Source organism: Pseudomonas fildesensis, from assembly GCF_001050345.1.
GTDB lineage: Bacteria > Pseudomonadota > Gammaproteobacteria > Pseudomonadales > Pseudomonadaceae > Aquipseudomonas > Aquipseudomonas fildesensis.
The window spans coordinates 172,188-193,869 of the sequence record NZ_LFMW01000017.1 but is presented as its reverse complement, the minus strand read 5'-3'; the positions used below and the strand labels follow the sequence as shown (position 1 = coordinate 193,869).

General features: G+C 62.0%; 19 protein-coding genes and 1 pseudogene. 15 read left to right on the top strand and 5 right to left on the bottom strand.

The genetic code is table 11. The features are described 5' to 3' along the window. The first annotated feature begins 22 nt into the window (after window positions 1–22). Window positions 23–2,302 (top strand): phosphoenolpyruvate--protein phosphotransferase, encoded by a 2,280-nt coding sequence (gene ptsP / locus ACR52_RS22880; protein WP_048729761.1) that lies wholly within the window; start codon window positions 23–25, stop codon window positions 2,300–2,302. Between the two features lie 108 nt (window positions 2,303–2,410). On the opposite strand, the gene ACR52_RS22875 is transcribed toward ptsP, so the two are convergent. Further along, window positions 2,411–3,157 (bottom strand): NRDE family protein, encoded by a 747-nt coding sequence (locus ACR52_RS22875; protein ID WP_048729759.1) that lies wholly within the window; start codon window positions 3,155–3,157, stop codon window positions 2,411–2,413. 121 nt (window positions 3,158–3,278) lie between these two features. On the opposite strand from ACR52_RS22875, the gene ACR52_RS22870 reads away from it, so the two are divergent. The 3 genes from ACR52_RS22870 to ACR52_RS22860 all read left to right on the top strand — a co-directional run bounded on the left by ACR52_RS22870 (window position 3,279) and on the right by ACR52_RS22860 (window position 5,851). Continuing rightward, on the top strand, window positions 3,279–4,061 hold the full coding sequence (locus ACR52_RS22870; RefSeq protein ID WP_048729757.1) for a sulfite exporter TauE/SafE family protein: 783 nt from the start codon (window positions 3,279–3,281) through the stop codon (window positions 4,059–4,061). Window positions 4,062–4,142: 81 nt separating this feature from the next. Further along, window positions 4,143–4,955, top strand: coding sequence for a prolipoprotein diacylglyceryl transferase (gene lgt, locus ACR52_RS22865; RefSeq protein WP_048729755.1), 813 nt, complete (start codon window positions 4,143–4,145; stop codon window positions 4,953–4,955). 62 nt (window positions 4,956–5,017) lie between these two features. After that, on the top strand, window positions 5,018–5,851 hold the full coding sequence (locus ACR52_RS22860; RefSeq protein WP_048729754.1) for a thymidylate synthase: 834 nt from the start codon (window positions 5,018–5,020) through the stop codon (window positions 5,849–5,851). Between the two features lie 158 nt (window positions 5,852–6,009). On the opposite strand, the gene cadR is transcribed toward ACR52_RS22860, so the two are convergent. Beyond that, on the bottom strand, window positions 6,010–6,450 hold the full coding sequence (cadR, locus tag ACR52_RS22855; RefSeq protein WP_048729752.1) for a Cd(II)/Pb(II)-responsive transcriptional regulator: 441 nt from the start codon (window positions 6,448–6,450) through the stop codon (window positions 6,010–6,012). Window positions 6,451–6,534: 84 nt separating this feature from the next. On the opposite strand from cadR, the gene ACR52_RS22850 reads away from it, so the two are divergent. The 8 genes and pseudogenes from ACR52_RS22850 to ACR52_RS22815 all read left to right on the top strand — a co-directional run bounded on the left by ACR52_RS22850 (window position 6,535) and on the right by ACR52_RS22815 (window position 16,178). Further along, complete coding sequence (locus ACR52_RS22850; protein WP_173439320.1) at window positions 6,535–8,847, top strand: heavy metal translocating P-type ATPase; 2,313 nt, start codon at window positions 6,535–6,537, stop codon at window positions 8,845–8,847. 16 nt (window positions 8,848–8,863) lie between these two features. Beyond that, entirely contained in the window at window positions 8,864–9,727 is an 864-nt protein-coding gene (locus ACR52_RS22845) for a LysR family transcriptional regulator (RefSeq protein ID WP_048729750.1), read from the top strand. 227 nt (window positions 9,728–9,954) lie between these two features. Continuing rightward, window positions 9,955–11,019, top strand: coding sequence for a putative 2-aminoethylphosphonate ABC transporter ATP-binding protein (locus ACR52_RS22840; protein WP_048729748.1), 1,065 nt, complete (start codon window positions 9,955–9,957; stop codon window positions 11,017–11,019). A gap of 1 nt (window position 11,020) precedes the next feature. Next, window positions 11,021–12,734 (top strand): annotated as a pseudogene (locus tag ACR52_RS22835) (putative 2-aminoethylphosphonate ABC transporter permease subunit). Between the two features lie 30 nt (window positions 12,735–12,764). Beyond that, the gene (locus ACR52_RS22830; protein WP_048729747.1) at window positions 12,765–13,790 is read left to right on the top strand and encodes a putative 2-aminoethylphosphonate ABC transporter substrate-binding protein; all 1,026 of its coding nucleotides are present in this window, start codon (window positions 12,765–12,767) and stop codon (window positions 13,788–13,790) included. Window positions 13,791–13,864: 74 nt separating this feature from the next. Further along, entirely contained in the window at window positions 13,865–14,995 is a 1,131-nt protein-coding gene (locus tag ACR52_RS22825; RefSeq protein ID WP_048729744.1) for a TIGR03364 family FAD-dependent oxidoreductase, read from the top strand. After that, complete coding sequence (locus ACR52_RS22820) at window positions 14,992–15,546, top strand: phosphonate degradation HD-domain oxygenase (RefSeq protein ID WP_048729743.1); 555 nt, start codon at window positions 14,992–14,994, stop codon at window positions 15,544–15,546. Before ACR52_RS22825 ends, ACR52_RS22820 begins: the two co-directional genes overlap by 4 nt. 92 nt (window positions 15,547–15,638) lie before the next feature. Continuing rightward, the gene (locus tag ACR52_RS22815) at window positions 15,639–16,178 is read left to right on the top strand and encodes a hypothetical protein (RefSeq protein WP_048729741.1); all 540 of its coding nucleotides are present in this window, start codon (window positions 15,639–15,641) and stop codon (window positions 16,176–16,178) included. A 5-nt stretch (window positions 16,179–16,183) separates the two neighbouring features. On the opposite strand, the gene ACR52_RS22810 is transcribed toward ACR52_RS22815, so the two are convergent. Both ACR52_RS22810 and ACR52_RS22805 read right to left on the bottom strand, forming a co-directional pair. After that, window positions 16,184–17,551: a DUF3482 domain-containing protein gene (locus ACR52_RS22810; RefSeq protein ID WP_048729738.1), complete on the bottom strand. Its 1,368-nt coding sequence runs from the start codon at window positions 17,549–17,551 to the stop codon at window positions 16,184–16,186. Further along, window positions 17,544–18,923: a DUF2868 domain-containing protein gene (locus ACR52_RS22805; RefSeq protein WP_048729736.1), complete on the bottom strand. Its 1,380-nt coding sequence runs from the start codon at window positions 18,921–18,923 to the stop codon at window positions 17,544–17,546. Before ACR52_RS22805 ends, ACR52_RS22810 begins: the two co-directional genes overlap by 8 nt. A 97-nt stretch (window positions 18,924–19,020) precedes the next feature. Here ACR52_RS22805 and ACR52_RS22800 point away from each other — a divergent pair, with 97 nt between their 5' ends. The 3 genes from ACR52_RS22800 (at window position 19,021) to ACR52_RS22790 (ending at window position 20,133) form a co-directional block, all read left to right on the top strand. After that, complete coding sequence (locus ACR52_RS22800; RefSeq protein WP_048729733.1) at window positions 19,021–19,533, top strand: dihydrofolate reductase; 513 nt, start codon at window positions 19,021–19,023, stop codon at window positions 19,531–19,533. An 83-nt stretch (window positions 19,534–19,616) separates the two neighbouring features. Continuing rightward, window positions 19,617–19,856: a type II toxin-antitoxin system RelB/DinJ family antitoxin gene (locus ACR52_RS22795; protein ID WP_048729731.1), complete on the top strand. Its 240-nt coding sequence runs from the start codon at window positions 19,617–19,619 to the stop codon at window positions 19,854–19,856. Further along, window positions 19,846–20,133, top strand: a complete 288-nt coding sequence (locus ACR52_RS22790; RefSeq protein ID WP_048729727.1) for a type II toxin-antitoxin system RelE family toxin — start codon at window positions 19,846–19,848, stop codon at window positions 20,131–20,133. Before ACR52_RS22795 ends, ACR52_RS22790 begins: the two co-directional genes overlap by 11 nt. A gap of 30 nt (window positions 20,134–20,163) precedes the next feature. On the opposite strand, the gene ACR52_RS22785 is transcribed toward ACR52_RS22790, so the two are convergent. Continuing rightward, a complete protein-coding gene (locus ACR52_RS22785) occupies window positions 20,164–21,555 on the bottom strand; it encodes an L-cystine transporter (protein ID WP_048729725.1) in 1,392 nt (463 codons plus the stop codon). Window positions 21,556–21,682 lie beyond the last annotated feature (127 nt).

The window sequence follows — 21,682 nt, the reverse complement described above, 5'->3', positions numbered from 1 at the left end:
CGACGGAGTTCGACCCCGAGCCATGCTCAATACGCTGCGCAAGATCGTCCAGGAAGTTAACTCCGCCAAGGATCTCAAGGCGGCGTTGGGGATTATTGTGTTGCGCGTCAAGGAAGCCATGGGCAGTCAAGTCTGCTCGGTTTACCTGCTGGACCCCGAGAGCAACCGTTTTGTCCTGATGGCCACCGAGGGCTTGAACAAGCGCTCCATCGGCAAGGTCAGCATGGCGCCCAATGAAGGTCTTGTGGGCCTGGTGGGGACGCGCGAAGAACCCCTGAACCTCGAGCACGCGGCCGATCACCCGCGTTACCGTTACTTTGCCGAAACCGGTGAAGAGCGCTACGCCTCGTTCCTCGGCGCACCGATCATTCACCACCGCCGCGTTGTCGGCGTGTTGGTTATCCAGCAGAAAGAACGCCGCCAGTTCGACGAAGGTGAAGAAGCCTTCCTCGTGACCATGAGCGCGCAATTGGCCGGGGTTATCGCCCACGCCGAAGCCACCGGCTCTATTCGCGGCCTGGGGCGCCAGGGCAAGGGTATCCAGGAAGCCAAGTTCGTCGGTGTGCCGGGTTCGCCGGGCGCTGCGGTGGGTACGGCGGTGGTCATGCTGCCACCGGCCGACCTCGATGTGGTGCCGGACAAGACCGTCAGCGACATCGAAGCCGAAATCAAACTGTTCAAGACCGCCCTCGAAGGCGTGCGCGCCGACATGCGCGACCTGTCGACCAAGCTGGCCACCCAGTTGCGCCCTGAAGAGCGTGCGCTGTTCGACGTTTACCAGATGATGCTCGATGATGCGTCGCTGGGTAACGAAGTCAAGACCGTGATCAAGACCGGCCAGTGGGCCCAGGGCGCACTGCGCCAGGTGGTTACCGATCACGTCAACCGTTTCGAATTGATGGACGACGCCTACCTGCGCGAGCGCGCCTCGGACGTGAAGGACCTCGGTCGCCGTCTGTTGGCTTACCTGCAGGAAGAGCGCTCCACGACGCTGGTCTACCCCGATAACACCATTCTTATCAGTGAAGAACTGACCGCCACCATGCTCGGCGAAGTGCCGGAAGGCAAACTGGTGGGCCTGATCTCGGTATTGGGTTCGGGCAACTCCCACGTCGCGATCCTGGCACGGGCCATGGGCATTCCCACGGTGATGGGCCTGGTGGATCTGCCATATTCCAAGGTCGACGGCATTCAGATGATCGTCGACGGCTACCACGGCGAGGTCTACACCAACCCCAGCGAAGTGCTGCGCAAGCAATACGCCGAAGTGGTGGAAGAAGAGCGCCAGCTGTCCCAGGGGCTCGATGCACTGCGGGAGTTGCCGTGCATAACCCTCGACGGCCACCGCATGCCGCTGCTGGTTAACACCGGCTTGCTGGCGGACGTAGCCCGAGCGCAACAGCGCGGTGCCGAAGGGGTAGGTTTGTACCGCACCGAAGTGCCGTTCATGATCAATGAACGGTTCCCCAGCGAAAAGGAGCAGTTGGCGATTTATCGCGAGCAACTTTCCGCCTTCCACCCGTTGCCAGTGACCATGCGCAGCCTGGACATTGGCGGCGACAAGTCACTGTCGTATTTCCCGATCAAGGAAGACAACCCCTTCCTCGGCTGGCGCGGCATTCGCGTCACCCTCGACCATCCTGAAATCTTCCTCGTGCAGACCCGCGCCATGCTCAAGGCCAGCGAAGGCCTGAACAATCTGCGCATCCTGCTGCCCATGATCTCCGGCACCCACGAGTTGGAAGAAGCGCTGCACCTGATCCACCGGGCCTGGGGCGAAGTACGCGACGAAGGCACCGACGTGCCGATGCCGCCGATTGGCGTGATGATCGAAATTCCGGCGGCGGTGTACCAGGCTAAAGAGCTGGCGCGGCAGGTGGACTTCCTGTCGGTGGGTTCCAACGACCTCACCCAGTACCTGCTGGCCGTTGACCGTAACAACCCACGGGTCGCCGATCTCTACGACTACCTGCACCCGGCGGTGCTGCAAGCCTTGCAAAACGTGGTGCGCGACGCCCATGCCGAAGGCAAGCCGGTGAGTATCTGTGGCGAAATGGCCGGCGACCCGGCGGCGGCAGTGCTGTTGATGGCGATGGGCTTTGACAGCTTGTCGATGAACGCCACCAACTTGCCGAAGGTCAAGTGGATGCTGCGCCAGATCAACCTGAGCCGGGCCAAGGAGCTGCTGGCCGAGTTGATGACCATCGACAACCCGCAAGTTATCCACAGCTCGCTGCAACTGGCGCTGAAGAACCTGGGGTTGGCGCGGATGATCAATCCGGCGTCCACCAAGAACCACTAGACCCTGTGGGAGGGGGCTTGCTCCCGATGGCGGTGTATCAGTGACACATCTGTTGACTGACACCCTGCCATCGGGAGCAAGCCCGCTCCCACATTGGTGTGTGATGCGTTAGAAATTGAGTTCTACTTCGCCCAACCGCCCCCCATGTGGCCCGAAACTGCGCTCCACCATCTGCCGCGTCCCGTCGGCATTCACAATCAGCGCCGTACTCGCCCGCGTCCCGTAACTCGGGCTGGCGATAAACACGCTCGACAACAGACTCTCGGTCGCCAACCCCACACCGGTATCCGGCAAATCCGCGAACGACGCCGTCTGCGGGTCACTCAAAATTCCCAGCAAGGCCTCCGGCTGCGGATCTTCCAGCAACCCGTTCAATGCGGCTTTGGCCTTGAGCAACTTCGGCCACGGTGTATCCAGCCCGGCATTGGACAGCCCATACACCCCGGCGGCCAAAAGCGTTGGTTCGGTGTCATTGGCGTTGTAGTGCCACAGCTCATCCCGTGTGCCTACGAGCAGGTTAAACCCGGCATATTCAATCGAACGGCCGTTAACGTCGGCCAAATACTCCTCAACGGGCAGCGAACCACTGAGAAAACGCGCCACCAACTCCCCGCGCGATTTGCGTGATGGCGGCTGGTGTGGGTCGCGGATATTGGTCAGGGCGGCAAATCGCCCATCGTCATTCACCCCCAGCCAAGTGCCTCCCGCTTCCTGATCGCGACCGGCGTAGACCGTGGGTGCGTCCAGCCATTGGGCCAGCGGCAGGCTGGGGCGGGCGTAGAATTCATCACGGTTGGCCGCGACGATCAGCGGTTGGGCATGGCCCGGCCGCCAGGCGAAAACAATCAGGCACATCAGGCGATTCCCTTTTGTGTTTTTTGCCACTCTACCCACACAAGCAGCAGCGTTCCATCGTATCCAGTTGGGTCGCATGCCTTCCATCCGTTAACATGCCGGTCTTGGTTTGGGGGCTCCCATGGAATTTCTGCTGTATTTGTTGCTGGGCGCCTGTGCGGGCCTGCTCGCCGGGCTGTTTGGCGTGGGTGGCGGGATCATCATCGTGCCAGTGCTGGTGTTCAGCTTCACCTTGCAGGGCTTCGACCCGCAGGTGCTGACCCACCTGGCCGTGGGCACCTCCCTGGCGACGATCATCTTTACGTCGGTCAATGCCGTGCGTGAACACCACCGGCGTGGCGCGGTGCGTTGGCCGATTTTTCTGTGGATGACCGTGGGCATCCTGATCGGCGCAGGCTTTGGCGCGCTGACCGCCGAGGCGATTTCCGGCCCCAACCTGCAGAAGATCATTGGTGTGTTCGCCCTGATCATCGCCGTGCAACTGGCTCTGGAGGTCAAGCCCAAGGCCAGCCGAACGGTTCCGGGAAAGGTCGGCCTGACCCTGGCAGGCACCGTGATCGGCTGGGCCTCGGCGATTTTCGGGATCGGCGGCGGCTCACTGACCGTGCCGTTCTTGACCTGGCGCAGCGTGCCGATGCAGCAGGCGGTGGCTACGTCATCGGCGTGCGGCTTGCCGATTGCCTTGGCCAGTGCATTAAGTTTCATGATTCTGGGCTGGCACGACCCCCTGTTGCCCGCTCATAGTCTCGGGTTCATCTATTTGCCGGCGCTGCTGGGTATTGCCCTGACCAGCATGGTGTTTGCCCGCTTTGGCGCACGCCTGGCGCATCGCTTGTCGCCGCGTTTGCTCAAGCGGTTGTTCGCCGGTTTGCTTTTCTGTGTGGGTTTGAGCTTCTTGGTTTAAACAGAGTTGTTGTAACGCAGGCTTAATCGCGCACGGGCAAGGTCCCGGTCGCCATAACGAATGATTTAACGAGGAGTCGCAATGCTGCCTTACCCGCAGATCGACCCGGTGGCCCTGGCCATCGGTCCGCTGAAAATCCACTGGTACGGGTTGATGTACCTGATCGGCATCGGCGGTGCCTGGCTGCTGGCCTCCCGGCGCCTGAACCGTTTTGACCCGACCTGGACCAAGGAGAAACTCTCTGACATGGTGTTCTGGTTGTCGATGGGAGTGATCGTCGGCGGACGCCTGGGGTATGTGCTGTTTTACGACCTGTCTGCCTACATCGCCAACCCGACGCTGATTTTTGAAGTGTGGAAGGGCGGCATGGCGTTCCACGGTGGCTTTATCGGCGTGATGGTTGCTGCGTGGTGGTTCGCCCGCCGCAACGGCAAGTCGTTCTTCCAACTGATGGACTTCGTAGCCCCGCTGGTGCCGATCGGCCTGGGCGCCGGACGTATCGGTAACTTCATCAACGCCGAGCTGTGGGGCAAGCCGACCGACGTGCCGTGGGCGATGGTGTTCCCGGCGTTCAGCGACCCGGCGCAACTGCCGCGCCATCCGTCGCAGCTGTACCAGTTCGCCCTGGAAGGTGTGGCACTGTTCCTTATTCTGTACATTTTCTCGCGTAAGCCGCGCCCGACCATGGCCGTTTCCGGCATGTTTGCGCTGTTCTACGGGATCTTCCGTTTCATCGTCGAATTCGTGCGGGTACCGGATGCACAGTTGGGCTACCTGGCGTTTGGTTGGTTGACCATGGGCCAGATCCTCAGTATTCCGATGATCCTGGCAGGCCTGGGCTTGCTGTGGTGGGCTTACAACCGCCCGCAACCGATCAAGAACGCGGCGCTTTAAATTCGAATGCCGAGGTCCTTCCGAGAGGGGGCGGCCTCGGTTTCAACGATACGGGTAAACACATGAAGCAATATCTCGAACTACTGAACGACGTCGTGACCAATGGATTGACCAAGGGCGATCGCACCGGCACTGGCACCAAGGCTGTGTTCGCCCGTCAGTATCGGCATAACTTGGCCGACGGCTTTCCGCTGCTGACCACCAAGAAGCTTCACTTCAAAAGCATCGCCAACGAACTGATCTGGATGTTGAGCGGCAACACCAACATCAAGTGGCTGAACGAGAACGGCGTGAAAATCTGGGACGAGTGGGCCACCGAAGACGGTGACCTGGGCCCGGTGTACGGCGAGCAGTGGACGGCCTGGCCGACCAAGGACGGCGGCAAGATCAACCAGATCGACTACATGGTCGAGACGTTGAAGACCAACCCCAACAGCCGCCGCATCCTGTTCCACGGCTGGAACGTCGAATACCTGCCGGACGAGACCAAGAGCCCGCAGGAAAACGCGCGCAACGGCAAACAAGCCCTACCGCCGTGCCACCTGCTGTACCAGGCGTTTGTGCATGACGGCCATCTGTCGATGCAGTTGTATATCCGCAGCTCCGACGTGTTCCTCGGCCTGCCGTACAACACCGCCGCGCTGGCGTTGCTGACCCACATGCTGGCCCAGCAATGCGACCTGATCCCTCACGAGATCATCGTCACCACCGGCGACACCCACGCCTACAGCAACCATATGGAACAGATCCAGACCCAGTTGGCGCGCACGCCGAAGAAACTGCCGGAACTGGTGATCAAGCGTAAGCCGGCGTCGATCTACGATTACACGTTCGAAGACTTCGAAATCGTGGGCTACGACGCCGACCCAAGCATCAAGGCCGACGTGGCCATCTAAAGGCTGCCTCAGTCTAAAGGTGCGGGCTTGTGTGGGAGGGGGCTTGCTCCCGATAGCGGTGGATCAGCTAAGTATTTGGTGGCTGAAACTCCGCCATCGGGAGCAAGTCGAATCGTCGCACCGCCCCTCCCACAGTTTGATTCGGTTACCACTTCAAATTAATGGCCATGGCTTCTGCCCACGTGCGAAGGCTCAGCCTCGCTGGCGGCAACACTGCCGCTGACTTCCAGCCGCTGCAAAATCCCGCAATGATCCCCGCCGCCGCAGCGTTGGCGCAGGTCCAGCAATTGGTCCTGCAACGCCAATAGCCCATCGATCCGCGCTTTCACATGGTGGATATGCTCGTCGATCAACGCATTCACGTTTTCGCACTGGTCCTGGGGGCTGTCGCGCAGGCTGAGCAGGCTGCGGATTTCTTCCAGGGTCATGTCGAGGCTGCGGCAATTGCGGATAAAGATCAGCCGCTCGGTGTGCGCCTGGGTGTACACGCGGTAGTTGGCGTCCGTGCGCGCCGGGGGCGGCAGCAGGCCTTCCTTCTCGTAATAACGGATGGTTTCCACCGGGCATTCGGTCAGTTTGGCCAGTTCGCCGATCTTCATTGCAGCAATCTCCAAATGGGTGCTTGACCCTATAGTGGCTACAGGGTCTTTACTTGGCAACAGGCACCTTACGGACGCGACCTGATGAGCGACTCCCTGCACACCCCGCATAAACACGAACACGAACACGAACACGAACACGAACACGAACACGAACACGAACACGAACACGAACACGACCACGACCACGACCACGGCGAGAAGAAGCTGACGCCTGTGCATAACCACGGCCACGGCGGCTCCTGCTGCTCCGGCACGCCGGCCCCCGCGCTGGTGCAACTGAGCGAAGCGCCCACCGCCGGCTCGCGCTTGAGCACGTTCCGCATCGAAGCGATGGACTGCCCGACCGAGCAGACGCTGATCCAGAACAAACTGGGCAAGCTCGCCGGCGTGCAGCAGCTGGAATTCAACCTGATCAACCGCATCCTCGGCGTCACCCACGACCTGCCGAGCACTGCACCGATCGTCGACGCCATCAAATCCTTGGGGATGCAGGCTGATCCGATTGAAGAGGGCGTTCCGGCCGCCGAGCCACCGGCCAAGAAACACTGGTGGCCGCTGGCGTTGTCCGGCGTGGGCGCGTTGGGCGCTGAAGTGCTGCATTTCACCAATGCCGCGCCGACCTGGGTGATTGCTGTGGTCGCGCTGGTGTCGATCCTCAGCGGCGGCCTCACCACTTATAAAAAGGGCTGGATCGCCCTGAAAAACCTCAACCTGAACATCAACGCGCTGATGAGCATCGCAGTCACCGGTGCGATCCTGATTGGCCAGTGGCCGGAAGCGGCAATGGTGATGTTCCTGTTCACCGTGGCCGAATTGATCGAAGCCAAGTCCCTGGACCGTGCGCGCAATGCCATCAGTGGCTTGATGCAGATGACCCCGGAACAGGCCACGGTGCAGCAGGCCGACGGCAGTTGGGTCGAACTGGAGGTTAAAGGTATCGAGTTGGGCGCCATCGTGCGGGTACGTCCCGGCGAGCGCATTGGCCTGGACGGAGAAGTCACCGCCGGCCAATCCACCATCGACCAGGCGCCGATCACCGGTGAAAGCCTGCCGATTGAAAAGACCGTGGGCGATAAAGTCTTCGCCGGCACCATCAACCAGGCCGGTTCCCTGGAATACAAAGTCACGGCGGCCGCCAACAATTCCACCCTGGCACGGATCATTCATGCCGTGGAACAAGCCCAAGGCGCACGGGCACCGACCCAGCGTTTTGTCGACCGTTTCTCGACCATCTACACCCCGGCAGTGTTCCTGTTTGCCCTGGGTGTGGCGCTGATCCCGCCGCTGTTCATGGCCGGCGTCTGGTTCGACTGGATCTACCGCGCGCTGGTGCTGCTGGTTGTCGCGTGCCCTTGTGCCCTGGTGATCTCCACCCCGGTGACCATCGTCAGCGGCCTGGCGGCGGCGGCGCGCAAAGGCATCCTGATCAAGGGCGGCGTGTACCTGGAGGGCGGCTACAAGCTTGACTACCTTGCGCTCGACAAGACCGGCACCATCACCCACGGCAAACCGGTGCAAACCGATTACCTGGCGCTGTTTCCCAACGTCGAAGACAGCGCACCTGCACTGGCTGCCAGCTTGGCCGGGCGTTCCGACCATCCGGTATCGCTGGCCATCGCCAACGCGGCTGTGGATAAAAAACTGCCGATACACGTTGTGGATAACTTCGAGGCCCTGGCCGGTCGCGGTGTGCGCGGCGACATCAACGGCGAAACCTACCACCTGGGCAATCACCGTCTGGTGGAAGACCTAGGCCTGTGCTCGCCGGCACTGGAAGAGAAACTCTTCGCCCTGGAGAAACAAGGCAAGTCCGTGGTGCTGCTGCTCGACAAATCCGGCCCGCTGGCGCTGTTCGCCGTGGCCGACACGGTCAAGGACAGCAGCCGCGAAGCCATCCAGCAACTGCACGAGCTGGGCATCAAGACCCTGATGCTCACCGGCGACAACACCCACACTGCCCAGGCGATTGCCGCCCAGGTCGGTATCGACCAGGCCCAGGGCGATCTGTTGCCCACCGACAAACTGCAAGCCATCGAAACCCTTTACGGCCAAGGCCACCGCGTGGGCATGGTGGGTGATGGCATCAACGACGCCCCGGCCCTGGCCCGCGCCGAGATCGGTTTTGCCATGGCTGCAGCGGGCACCGACACGGCTATCGAGACCGCCGACGTGGCGTTGATGGACGATGACTTGCGCAAGATTCCGGCATTCATACGGCTGTCGCGGCAAACGTCGAGTATCCTCAAGCAGAACATTGCCCTGGCGCTGGTGATCAAGGCGCTCTTCCTGACCATCACGTTCCTTGGCATGGCCACCATGTGGATGGCCGTGTTTGCCGACATGGGCGTGGCCCTGCTGGTGGTGTTCAATGGCCTGCGCCTGTTGCGCAAATAGATGACGAGAGGGTGGTGTGCTGAGTGCCGAGCTGAAGGCGTTTTTCATGGTTGCCCGCCTGGGCAGCATTACCCAGGCGGCGAAAAAACTCGGCCTGAGCCAGCCCACGGTGACCACCCAGATTCGCAATCTGGAAAGCCAGTACGGCGTTGAGCTTTTCTATCGTGGCGGCCGTCGACTCACCGTCAGTGACGAAGGCGCGCGGCTGGTGCCGATGGTCAAGACGCTGTTGCAGCAGGAAGCGGACATCGAGTTTTTCCTGCGCAACAGTGGCCAGGTCCAGGGTGCATTGAGGATTGCCGCAACGGCGCCGTACTACATTCTCGACCTGGTCAAAGCCTTCCGCGAACGCCTGCCCCAGGTGGAGGTGTCGGTGGAAATCGGCAACTCCCAGCAGGTGCTCGAAGCGTTGGACGATTACCGTGTCGACGTGGCCGCGTCCTCGCAGTTGCTGGAAGACCCTCGCCTGATTCGTCGAGTGCTGGGCACTGATCCACTGGTGCTGGCGGTGCATCGCAATCACCCCTTGGCCACGCTTGACCCTGTGCCTCTGACGGCGTTGGCCGGGCACACCTTGTTGATGCGCGAAGCGGGTTCCACCACGCGACGGTTGACCGAAGAGATGTTGCAGGGTGCCGGTGTGAGTTACGGGCCGCTGCTGGAAATCGGCAGTCGTGAGTCGATCCGTGAAGCGGTGCTGCGCAACATCGGTATCAGCATCATCGCCCGCCAGGAAGTGCCCCATGACCCTCAGTTGCGGGTACTGACCATCGAGAATGCGCCGCAGATTCCTGAGTATTTGTACTGCCTCAAGGAAAGAAAAAGCGCTCGGTTGCCGGCGGCGTTTCTGGGGTTGGCGCAGGAAATGTCACCGATCTGAGTTGATCGTTCCCATGCTCCGCGTGGGAATGCCGCCCTGGACGCTCTGCGTCCGCTCTTAAAGACGTGACGCAGAGCGTCACTGGATGCATTCCTTTGCTGCGCGTGGGAACGATCATGGGTAACCCAAATCTACGAATACCACTATCGCCCCATTTTGCCTTTCTGCCACACCAGGGACTCATTGCCTGCCTAGCATGGCCTTCATCAGTTTGATGAGGTGCCTCCATGAACACAGCCCTGACCCAACCCGGCGCGCCGATGAAGGTGCGCGGTATCCAGAAACGCTTCGGCGCCTTTACCGCGCTGGACAATGTGTCCCTGGACGTCGCCGCCGGCGAGTTGGTGTGCCTCCTGGGCCCGTCCGGCTGCGGCAAGACCACCCTGCTGCGTTGCATCGCCGGCCTGGAGCGCCAGGACAGCGGCGAACTGTATCTGGGCGAGCGTGACGTTTCCCTGCTGCCACCGCAGGCGCGGGACTACGGGATTCTTTTCCAGTCCTACGCGCTGTTTCCCAACCTCACCGTCGAAGCGAATATCGGCTACGGCCTCACTGGCAGCGGCCGCGATGAAGTGCGCAAGCGCGTCGGGCAGATGCTTGAACTGGTCGGCCTGCTCGGCAGCGAAAAGAAATACCCCGGCCAACTCTCCGGCGGTCAGCAGCAGCGTGTCGCCCTGGCGCGTGCTTTGGCGCCGGCGCCTTCGTTGTTGCTGCTGGACGAACCGATGTCCGCCCTCGACGCCCGCGTCCGCGAGCACTTGTGCACCGAGCTGCGCCAACTGCAACGGCGCCTGGGCATCACCACGCTGATGGTCACCCACAACCAGGACGAAGCCATGCTGATGGCCGACCGCATCGCCGTGATGAACAACGGCAAGGTCGAGCAATACGCCACGCCCCAAGAAATTTACGACCGCCCGGCCACGCCGTTCGTGGCGGAATTTGTCGGCCAGGGCAACTGGCTGCCGTTCAGCCGCAACAGCGCCAGCCATGCCCAGGTCGGCGGGCTGAACATGCGCCTGGCCGACGACGCCGGCGTGGCCAAATCCGGGCGCCTGTTCTGCCGTCCGGAAGCCATCAGCGTGAACCCGCCGGTGCATGAAGAAAACCTGTTCCCGGCCAAGGTCCGCGAGATCACCTTCCTCGGTAATCGCTGCCGCATGAGCTTCGAGCTGGAGCAGTTGCCCGGTCACCCGTTGCTCGCCGAGCTGGCGCCGGAAGCCATGCCGCGCCTGGGTGCCCAGGACATCTGGGTGGCGTTGCCGCCGCGCAGCCTGCAGGTGTTTGCCTGAGATGGCCGTTGAGATGACATTGCCGATACCGCGTGAGGTTTCCCGTGCCGAAATGGGCGATCGCTTTTTCGTCGTCGGCGGCAAATTGTTGTGGCTGGTGCTGCTGGGTGTTGCCGTATTGCTGCCCTTGCTGGCGATCTTCTGGCGCGGTTTCAGCAGCGAGGCCGGGCAGGGCGGGGGCCTTGTCGCTGCGCGCGAACTGGTGACCAGCGCCAACTTCCACTGGCTGCTGGGCAATAGCCTGAAAGTTTCCCTCAGCGTAGCGGCCATCGTCGTACCGCTGGCATACCTGTTTGCCTACGCCCTTCAACGCACGTTGATTCCGGGCAAGGCCATTTGGCGCGGTCTGTCGCTGCTGCCGTTGATGGCGCCGTCAATGCTGCCGGGGATTGCGCTGGTGTACCTGTTCGGTAACCAGGGGATGTTGCGAGGCTTGCTGTCGGACAACATCTACGGCTTCTGGGGCATTGTGCTCGGTGAGGTGATCTACACCTTCCCACACGCCTTGATGATTTTGCTGTCAGCGCTGTCGCTGGCGGATGCGCGCTTGTTCGATGCGGCGTCGAGCATGGGCGCCAGCCCGGCCCGAGCGTTTCGCAGCATCACCTGGCCGGCGACGCGCCAGGCGGTGTTCGCCGCGTTCTGCCTGGTGTTCACCCTGACCATCACCGACTTCGGCGTGCCCGTGGTGGTCGGTGGAGACTATCAGGTGCTCGCGCTGGAAGCCTACAAGGCGGTGGTCGGCCAGCAACAGTTCGGTCGCGGCGCGTTGATCGGCATGGTATTGCTCGTGCCGGCGCTGTTCAGCTTTGCGGTCGATGCTTGGTTGCGGCGCCGGCATGGCGATTCAATGAGCGGCCGCGCCCAGGTGTTCCAGCCGGCGCCGTCGAGACTACGCGATGGCTGTTACCTCGCCATCGTGCTGCTGATTTGCGCGGTGTTGCTGCTGGTGTTTGGCATGGCGGTGTACTCCTCGCTGGTGAAGTTCTGGCCGTACAACCTGTCGCTGTCGCTCAACCATTACCAGTTTGAAGACACTGCAGGCGGCGGCTGGCTGGCCTATCGCAACAGTTTGACGATGGCGCTGTGCACGGCGTTGATCGGCAGCGTGCTGATCTTCACCGGCGCCTACCTGATGGAAAAAAACCCAGGGCCAGAAGGGCCTGAACCTGGCGCTGCGCATGCTCAGCTTTGTGCCGATGGCCGTGCCCGGTTTGGTGTTGGGCCTTGGCTACGTGTTCTTTTTCAACCTCAACGGCAACCCGCTGCATGTGTTCTACGGAACCATGGCCCTGCTGGTGGTGTGCACCATTGCTCACTATTTGACCACCGCGCAGATGACCGCCACCACCGCGCTGCGCCAGCTGGACACCGAGTTCGAAGCCGCCGCGTTGTCCCTCAAGGCGCCGCTGTACCGCCACTATTTGCGCGTCACCGTGCCGATTTGCCTGCCGGCGCTGCTGGACATCGTGCGCTACCTGTTTGTGTCGGCGATGACCACCGTGTCGGCCGCGATCTTCCTCTACAGCCCCGACACCATCCTCGCCGCCGTTGCCGTGTTGAACATGGACGACGCCGGCAATGTGGGCGGCGCGGCGGCTATGTCGACCCTGATCCTGTTCACCTCGGCCAGCGTTTCGCTGCTGCTGGCGTGGGCCTCACGCGGCGTGTTGCGCCGCTCCCAAGCCTGGCGCCAGACCGCGCCGGGCCAATAAATAAATCTGTCCCCTTTAGAGGAATGCACCATGTTCAAGCCCCTGACGCTGGCCGCTGCTTTGCTCACTGCCTTCAGCCTGAATGCCTTTGCCGCGAAAACCGAGTTGACCGTGTATACGGCCCTCGAAGCCGAGCAGTTAAAGACCTACAAAAAAGCCTTCGAGCAGGCCAACCCCGACGTTGAAATCAAATGGGTGCGTGACTCCACCGGCATCATCACGGCCAAGCTGCTCGCCGAGAAAGATCGCCCGCAGGCCGATGTGGTCTGGGGCCTGGCCGCGTCGAGCCTGGCGATCCTCGACCAGCAGGGCATGCTGGATAACTACGCACCGAAGGACCTGGACAAGATCGGCAAAAACTACCGCGACGCCGCCAACCCACCGGCCTGGGTCGGCATGGACGTGTGGGCCGCGACGATTTGCTTCAACACCGTCGAAGCCGAGAAGCAGGGCCTGACCAAGCCGGTGAGCTGGCAGGACCTGACCAAGCCCGAGTACAAGGGCAAGATCGTGATGCCTAACCCGGCGTCGTCCGGCACCGGCTTCCTCGACGTCAGCGCCTGGTTGCAGACCTTTGGCGAGAAGCAGGGCTGGCAGTACATGGATGACCTGCACCAGAACATCGGCCAGTACGTTCACTCCGGTTCCAAGCCGTGCAAGCTGGCCGCGTCCGGGGAATTCCCGATTGGTATTTCCTTCGAATACCCTGCCGTACAGTTGAAGCGCCAGGGCGCGCCGCTGGACATCATCCTGCCCAAGGAAGGCCTGGGCTGGGACATCGAAGCCACCGCCGTGATCAAAGGCACCGCCCACGCCGACGCCGCGAAGCAACTCGCCGACTTCTCCGCCAGCCCCGCCGCGATGGAGCTGTACAAGGACAACTTCGCCGTTCTCGCCCAACCGGGTATCGCCAAACCGCAGACCGAATTGCCGGCCGACTACGAGCAACGGTTGATCAAGAACGACTTTGCCTGGGCCTCGAAAAACCGCGACAGCATCCTGACCGAATGGCGCAAGCGCTATGACGGCAAGTCGGAGAAGGTGGCGGGTCAGTAAATTGATCGTTCCCACGCTCCGCGTGGGAATGCATCCGGTGACGCTCTGCGTCACGACCTTGACGAGAGGAACGCATGAGTAGTGATCTGTTAATCATCGGCGCCGGCATTCTTGGCCTGTCCCACGCCTTTGCCGCCGCCAAGCGCGGCCTCAAGGTCAAGGTCTTCGAGCGCAGCGCCACGCCGCAGGGTGCCTCGGTGCGCAACTTCGGCCAGGCCCTGGTCACCGGCCAACCGCCGGGCCCGATGCTCGACCTGGCACGCGAGAGCCGCGAGATTTGGGGCCATTGGGCACAGGTGGCTGGGCTCCAGCTCAAGCGCAACGGCTCGTACCTGTTCGCCCGCACCGAAGCGCAAGAGCACCTGCTCGAAGCCTTCTGCGCCGGTCGCGCGTTAGAGCACGGCTACAACGTCGAGCTGCTGCAAGGCGCGGCGATGAAGGACGTGTACGGCGGGCAGTTCCGCCATCACCGCGCGGCGTTGCATGGCAAGGACGATCAGCAGCTGTATTCCCGCGAAGCAATCCCGGCGCTGATCAACTACCTGAGCCGCGAACTCCAGGTGGAGTTTCACTTTTCCACCCTGGTGCGCAACGTCGAGCCCGGCCAGGTGCACACCACGGCGGGAAGCTTTCGGGGTGAGCAGATCATCGTGTGCTCCGGGCACGACTACCAAACCTTGCTGGCCGAGGCGATCGCCGAACTCAACCCGAGTATCTGCCGCCTGCAAATGTTGCGTGCCCGGCCGGTGCTCAATCTCAACCTGCAGCACGCGTTGCTCACCGGCTTGAGTTGCGTGCATTACGGTGCCTTCGCCGACCTGTCCGAAGCCGCGGCGGTGCAGGCGCAAATCCTGCGTGACGCACCGCACCTGCATGAGCACGGCATTCACCTGCTGATCAGCCCGACACCCCATGGTGAACTGATCATCGGCGACTCCCATGACTACGGCAGCGATGCGTCACCGTTCAACGCCGAACAGGTCGACGACTGGATGATCGAGTTGGCCGAGCAGACCCTGGGGTGCAAGATCCAAGTGGTCGAACGCTGGCAGGGCGTCTACGGTTCTCGCGGGCCGGGGCCGTTTTCATTCCTGTGCGCGGCGCCGGGGGTGAATGTGGCGTTGATGCATACCGGCGTGGGCATGAGCGTGGGCCCGGCGATGGCCGAGCGAAATATCACATTGCTGTGGGGAGCGCCGAGATGAACCCTGAACAGGCAATTGCCGACGTGTTCGGCTTGTATGAACAGCACGGCGCGGCGGATTACATCGGCGAACCGGTGTCGCAGATCGAACACATGTCCCAGGCCGCACAGTGGGCGATGGCCGAAGGCTTTGATGATGAGGTGGTGCTGGCGGCTTTCTTCCACGATATCGGTCACCTCTGCGGCCAGGGTGGCGAAAACATGGGCGGTTATGGCGTGGTCAGCCATGAGCGGCTGGGCGCCGACTATTTGCGTCGGGCGGGTTTCAGCGAGCGCATGGCCCAATTGGTGGAATACCACGTCCAGGCCAAGCGCTACCTGACCTTCAGCCAACCGGACTACTACGCGCGCTTGAGCGAAGCCAGCCGCCGCACGTTGGGTTATCAGGGCGGCGTGATGACGGCCGAAGAGGCCCGGACGTTTGAACAAGACCCGCTCTGCGCGGTGAGTTTGCGCATGCGCCACTGGGACGAACAGGCCAAGGCAATGCAGGTGCCGGTACTGGATCTGCAAATACTCAAAGCCAAGGCTGCGCGGCTACTCGCCATGTAGATTGGCCTTACGCAAAACGCAGATGCGCCGCCTAGAGCCTCGGTGGTTGGGTCGCTAAGGTGCTTGCTTCTTCAATAAAAGGAGCAACGCTGATGCGCTACTTGAAAGTGACTGCCCAGGACATGAGCGGCAATGGTCGTGCGGATACGGTCATCCTGCACTTTTATCAGCAGCAGGCTGGCTGTCCTGATGAGCTGATCCACGAGATCTTCGCGGTGGACATGAGCGCGGATGGCAAGGTCGATCTTCAATGGTCGGGCGAGCTGAGCCCGGTCACCCGGCCATGCAGGCTGGAAAAACAATCGACGGATACTTTTGCCAACAGTTTCCTGAAATTGAACTGGTTCAATAAGCGCAGCCATTGGCAGCGTACGCTGACCCTGTACGTCGATAACTACGGAAAAACGGGGAGGCCCAACGCGGTCAAACTGGACTTCCATGAGCACGCAGCGCCTGGATGTAAAGCCTCGCTGATCTACAGGGCGGCCGCCTATGACGGGGACAGCGATGGCGTGCTGGAGTCGTTTACCAACAGCGATGTCGACCACGACGGGGTAGCCGACAAAGCCGACAAGGAGTTGATTCGATCGTTATGCACGGCCTTTCTGGCCTTTGAGTGGTACGCGCAGTGAGCGTGTCATCCCTCATCGAGCCGGGTCGCTAATGCTTCGACCTGTTCCTGGCGCTCGGCCTGGCTGAGTTTGGCGTGGGGGTTGAGGGACGACCATTGCGGATGGGCGCGGGCTTTGTGCAGTGCGTCCGGCAGTTTGCCCTCGCGCCAGGTCTTGTCCTGGGGCGTGCCGACCTTGATGCTGTGCATCGCTGCGTGGCCGCGAAGGTTCAGGGCCTTGAGCAGTTGGCGCTGGCGCAGGGCCAACAGGCGCAACACGCTGTCGTCGACGGTCAGTTCGCGCTGGCCCTTGATTTTGCCGAGCAGGCGGCTGCCGTAGCTGCGCGCGGTTTGCAGGGCGCCACCGGCGATGGCACCGGCCAGGGCGGCGGCGCCGAGGGTGAGGCCGCCGACCAGCAAGTCCACGCCGGCACCGGCTGCCGCCCCCGCAGCGATGCCGCTACCGACGCGCACGCCGAGTTGCTTGAGGGTTTCCGGGTTGAACAGGTCATCGCCCCAGCGCCCGTCGAGCAGCGGCAAATCGCTGGCGGCGGCGTCTTGCGGGCGGAAGCCGAACAGCTTGAGCAAGGCCTCCACGCAGCGTTGTTCGCGCAGGCGCACAGCCTTGCGTAGATCGCTGATGGCTTGCTGCTCATCTTCGGTCACTACGCTGCGACGGCAGGCGGTGCAGTCGATCAGCAGTTCGGCGATCAGGCGCGCGGCGCTTTGCTGGCGGGCCTGGCGTTGGGCTTGCTGATCCAGGATCAGCCGCTCCAACTGCGGCCGCGCGTTTTCCAGCAACAGGGCGAGGCTTTCATACAGCCGACGCTCGCCGTCTTCCGGCGGCGCGACGCTGTCGAAACGCACCAGCGCATGCAGGCCAAGGCGCGCAAGGGCTTCGCGCCAGTCCGGTTCGCGGTGGTCGCTGCTGCTGACAAAGTTGAGCACCGGCAACAGCGGTTTGCCGCAGCTGGCCAGCACTTGCAGCTCGTCACGGTACTTGGCCAGCACCGGCTCGCGGGCGTCGATCACATACAGCCCGGCGTCGGAGGCGAGCAATTGGCGCAGCACCTTGGCTTCCTGTTCGAAACGCTGGCGGGCTTCGCTGCCTTCCAGAAAGCGCGCCAGGCGGGCGGGGCCGTCGAGACGTTCGCCGGGGCGGTCGAGGCGTTCCAGGTAATCGAGCAGGGCGATGGCATCTTCCAGGCCGGGCGTGTCGTACAGCTCCAGCAGGGCTTCGCCATCGACCGACAAGCGCGCACCTTCGACATGCCGCGTGGTGCTGGGGCGGTGGGAGACTTCGCCGAAGCCGACGTCGCGAGTCAGCGTGCGCAGCAGCGAGGTCTTGCCGACGTTAGTGTGGCCGACCACGGCGAGTTTCAGCGGTTTAGTCATGACCGGTCTCCAGCCAGTTCAACGGCGCGCAGTCGGCGAACGGCAGCTCAAGTTGTTGCAGCGCCGCGTGCCAATCGCCCAGCCGCTCGGCATCCAGCGCTTGGCCTGTGGGGGCTTGCAGCAGCCAGACGCGGGTGGCCGTGGCGCTGCGCGCGAGTTCGGCGATCAACGCCAGGCTGCCACGGTCCGGCGAGCGGCGTGGGTCGCAGGCGATGGCGAGGCGCGCGGGTGGGAAGCGGGTGAGTTGTTCCAGCAGCTTGTTGCGCGATTCGCGGCTGTCGAGGATGCCGGCGTTTTTCACGCTGCTTGGCAGTTTGGGCGGCCAAGCGTGTTGATCGTCGAGTTCGATGGCTACCAGCAGGGCGCCGTCGCTTTCGAGTTCGCTGACGCCGCCGCTGACGTGATGCAACTGTTCCGGTGCGGCGTCATTCACCCCAAGCCGTTCGCTGCTCGGCATCAGGCGTTCGCGCAATGGGCTGTAGCCGGGCAGGTTGAGGTCCAGGCGCAGGGCCGCGCGCCCGCGTTGCCAGCGCCACAGGCACAGCAGGGCGAGGACCAGGCGCGGCAACAAGCCGTAGATCAACAGCACGCCCACCAGCCAGGCGGCCCAGGCTTGGCGGGCGCTTTCGATATTCAGCGCTGAGTCGCCGCTGGCGCGGATCATCTCGACGGTTGGCACGTTGAAGCCCAACAAGGCGGGTAGGGCGCCGAGGGCCTGGGTCACGGCGACGAAGGTGTCGGCGCCGAGGATGGTGGTTTCCCACACAAAACCGTAGCGCCTTGTGGCGAGCAGCGTCAGCAAGATCACCAGCGCGCTGAGCAACGCCAGCAGCCACAGGCTGTTGACCAGCACGCCGACGGCCCAGCGATTGAGTTTCTGGCGCTGCAACAACAGCAGCAACGCCGGCGCCAGTTGTGCGGCCTTGGCGTCACGCGCGAGTTTTTCGCTGAGCCACAACCACAGGCGGCCGAGGCTGGCGCTGTGTTCGCCGGCAAACAGCAGGCCCAGGGCCCAGCTAATCAATAAAATCAGGTTCAAGCCGAGCAGGCTGCCCAGGGCCCAGAACACGTTCACCGGGGTCAAGCCGTTACCCATCGCGGCAAAGGCCAGGCCGGCGCCGCTGATGACGGCGGCAACCGCCAGCAACATCAGCGCCAGCCGCGCGCCTTGCAGCCAGCGGGTGAGGGCGGCGGTCAGCCCGTCGCGCTCGGCCAAATGCAGGGCGCGCTGTTGAACGCGCGTCGGCAGGTCGCCGCCGGCCGCGCGGGCCAGGCGGTTGGCTTCCAGGTCTTCCAGCGGGCCGGCGTGTTCTTCACGCAGGCGCACGGTTTCGGTCAGCCAGAGTTTTTGCAGGGGGTTCAGTGCAGTCACGCGCCGTCCTGTTGTGTTTGTGAGCCTGGAGCATAACCGCTGTGCGGCCGTTTAGTGCACGCTGCGCGTGGCTTGGGGCTCTGGTATTCTCGTCGCCATGAAAAAAACTCTCCCTTTAAGCCTGATCGCAGCCCTCGGTGAAAACCGTGTGATCGGCGTCGACAACAGCATGCCCTGGCATTTGCCGGGGGATTTCAAATATTTCAAGGCCACCACCTTGGGCAAGCCGATCATCATGGGGCGCAAGACCTGGGATTCCCTGGGCCGACCGCTGCCGGGGCGCTTGAACCTTGTGGTTAGCCGTCAGACCGATCTGGCACTGGAAGGTGCGGAAGTTTTTCCGTCACTGGAAGCGGCGGTTGAGCGGGCCGAGGCATGGGCGCTGGAGCAGGGCGTCGATGAGCTGATGCTGATCGGTGGCGCGCAGTTGTATGCGCAAGGGCTTGCGCAGGCGGATCGCCTGTATTTGACGCGCGTGGCGCTGAGCCCGGACGGGGATGCGTGGTTTCCGGCGTTTGATGCGCAGCAATGGAAGCGGGTGTCGACTTTGGAGAATGCGGCGGAGGGGGATAAGCCGGCGTACAACTTCGAGGTTTGGGAAAAAGCCTGACCTGCACCCGATTATCCCGACTTGCAAAAGCGCTTTTTATGCGCCACTGTAATGACTAACGTCTTTACAGTGAGGGATATCTCATGGCCTCTATCAACGTACGCATCGACGACGACCTCAAGGCTCGTGCTTATCATGAGCTCGAAAAGCTCGGAGTCACCCCTTCGGAATTGATGCGACAAGCCTTGCAGTACGTGGCGGAACGCGGCCAGTTACCGTTCAAACCTGTTCTCATGACTGAGGATGACGAGGCGTTGTTCGCAACAGTTCGGGAGCGACTGGCAGCGCCTCAGCGAGTGAAGGTCTCACTGGATGACCTATAACCTTGAGTTCGACGCACGAGCTTTGAAGGAATGGCACAAGCTGGGCGATACCGTTCGTCAACAGTTCAAAAAAAAGCTGGTTGAGGTTCTGACCAATCCGCGCATTGAAGCTAGCCGTCTGCACGGCTTGCCTGATTGCTACAAGATCAAATTGCGTAGCAGTGGATATCGGTTGGTATATCAAGTGATTGACCAGGAGATCACGGTGTTCGTCGTTGCTGTCGACAAGCGTGAGCGTGATGAGGTTTATCGTAAGGCTGCCGATCGATTGAGTTAACAGGGAGCGAGCTCCCTGTTACCCGATTCGTTAAGCCTGCGCCAACTCGGCATGCTCATCCGCATGCAGCAGTTCTTTATCCGTCTGCTGCATGATTTGGCTGGTAATCGCGCCCGCCGTCATCGAACCATTCACGTTCAACGCCGTACGGCCCATGTCGATCAACGGCTCTACGGAAATCAGCAGCGCCACCAGTGACACCGGCAAGCCCATCGCCGGCAGCACGATCAGCGCGGCAAACGTCGCACCACCGCCCACACCGGCAACGCCTGCCGAACTCAAGGTCACAATCGCTACCAAGGTCGCGATCCACAGCGGATCAAGCGGGTTGATGCCGACAGTCGGCGCCACCATCACCGCCAACATCGCCGGATAAAGCCCTGCGCAACCGTTCTGGCCAATGGTCGCACCAAACGAAGCGGCGAACCCGGCGATGGATTGCGGGATGCCCAGGCGACGGGTCTGCGCTTCAATGCTCAGCGGGATGGCCGCCGCGCTGGAGCGGCTGGTGAAGGCAAAGGTCAGTACCGGCCACACTTTGCGGAAGAACCGCAGCGGGTTGATCCCAGCCAGGGACAGCAGCAGGCCGTGCACCACAAACATCAGGCCCAGCGCCAGGTACGACACCACCACAAAACTGCCGAGCTTGATGATGTCTTGCACGTTGGAGCTGGCGACCACTTTGGTCATCAACGCCAGCACGCCGTACGGGGTCAGCTTCATCACCAGGCGCACCAGGCGCATCACCCAGGCTTGCAGGGTGTCGATGGCGTTGAGCACTTTCTGACCTTTTTCCACGTCATCCTTGAGCAGTTGCAGCGCGGCAACGCCCAGGAAGGCCGCGAAAATCACCACGCTGATGATCGACGTCGGCTTGGCCCGGGCCAGGTCGGCGAACGGGTTTGCCGGCACGAACGACAGCAGCAACTGCGGGATATTCAGGTCGGCGACCTTGCCCGCGTAGTCGTTCTGGATCACTTGCAGGCGCGCCATTTCCTGGGTGCCGGCCACCAGGCCTTCGGCGGTGAGGCCGAACAGGTTGGTCAGGCCGATGCCGATCAGCGCCGCAATCGCGGTGGTGAACAGCAGGGTGCCGATGGTCAGGAAGCTGATCTTGCCCAGCGAAGCGGCGTTATGCAGGCGCGCCACGGCACTGAGGATCGATGCGAACACCAGCGGGATCACGATCATCTGCAGCAACTGCACATAACCATTGCCGACCAGGTCGAACCAGCCGATCGAGGCCTTGAGCACCGGGTTGCCGGCGCCATAAATGGCATGCAGGACTACGCCGAACGCCACGCCAAGCACCAGCGCGAACAGGACCTTCTTGGCGAGGCTCCAGTTGGTGCGACGCGTTTGTGCCAGGCCCAGCAACAGGGCCACGAACACCAGTAAATTGAGAATCAGGGGCAGATTCATTGAAGCTCCGTTGAGAGTGCTGCCAATCGCGTGAGCCTGCGATTGCGAACCGGAAAGCCTAACAGGCTGATATCTATTGATTTAATACCAAGATGGAATGGTGACTGTCGTTTTTGGAATAAGCGTT

Bases quoted from the DNA above. Each gene is read 5' to 3' on its own strand.
- ptsP (WP_048729761.1), top strand. From the start codon at position 23: ATGCTCAATACGCTGCGCAAGATCGTCCAGGAAGTTAACTCCGCCAAG.
- ACR52_RS22875 (WP_048729759.1), bottom strand. From the start codon at position 3,157: ATGTGCCTGATTGTTTTCGCCTGGCGGCCGGGCCATGCCCAACCGCTG.
- ACR52_RS22870 (WP_048729757.1), top strand. From the start codon at position 3,279: ATGGAATTTCTGCTGTATTTGTTGCTGGGCGCCTGTGCGGGCCTGCTC.
- lgt (WP_048729755.1), top strand. From the start codon at position 4,143: ATGCTGCCTTACCCGCAGATCGACCCGGTGGCCCTGGCCATCGGTCCG.
- ACR52_RS22860 (WP_048729754.1), top strand. From the start codon at position 5,018: ATGAAGCAATATCTCGAACTACTGAACGACGTCGTGACCAATGGATTG.
- cadR (WP_048729752.1), bottom strand. From the start codon at position 6,450: ATGAAGATCGGCGAACTGGCCAAACTGACCGAATGCCCGGTGGAAACC.
- ACR52_RS22850 (WP_173439320.1), top strand. From the start codon at position 6,535: ATGAGCGACTCCCTGCACACCCCGCATAAACACGAACACGAACACGAA.
- ACR52_RS22840 (WP_048729748.1), top strand. From the start codon at position 9,955: ATGAACACAGCCCTGACCCAACCCGGCGCGCCGATGAAGGTGCGCGGT.
- ACR52_RS22830 (WP_048729747.1), top strand. From the start codon at position 12,765: ATGTTCAAGCCCCTGACGCTGGCCGCTGCTTTGCTCACTGCCTTCAGC.
- ACR52_RS22825 (WP_048729744.1), top strand. From the start codon at position 13,865: ATGAGTAGTGATCTGTTAATCATCGGCGCCGGCATTCTTGGCCTGTCC.
- ACR52_RS22820 (WP_048729743.1), top strand. From the start codon at position 14,992: ATGAACCCTGAACAGGCAATTGCCGACGTGTTCGGCTTGTATGAACAG.
- ACR52_RS22815 (WP_048729741.1), top strand. From the start codon at position 15,639: ATGCGCTACTTGAAAGTGACTGCCCAGGACATGAGCGGCAATGGTCGT.
- ACR52_RS22810 (WP_048729738.1), bottom strand. From the start codon at position 17,551: ATGACTAAACCGCTGAAACTCGCCGTGGTCGGCCACACTAACGTCGGC.
- ACR52_RS22800 (WP_048729733.1), top strand. From the start codon at position 19,021: ATGAAAAAAACTCTCCCTTTAAGCCTGATCGCAGCCCTCGGTGAAAAC.
- ACR52_RS22795 (WP_048729731.1), top strand. From the start codon at position 19,617: ATGGCCTCTATCAACGTACGCATCGACGACGACCTCAAGGCTCGTGCT.
- ACR52_RS22790 (WP_048729727.1), top strand. From the start codon at position 19,846: ATGACCTATAACCTTGAGTTCGACGCACGAGCTTTGAAGGAATGGCAC.
- ACR52_RS22785 (WP_048729725.1), bottom strand. From the start codon at position 21,555: ATGAATCTGCCCCTGATTCTCAATTTACTGGTGTTCGTGGCCCTGTTG.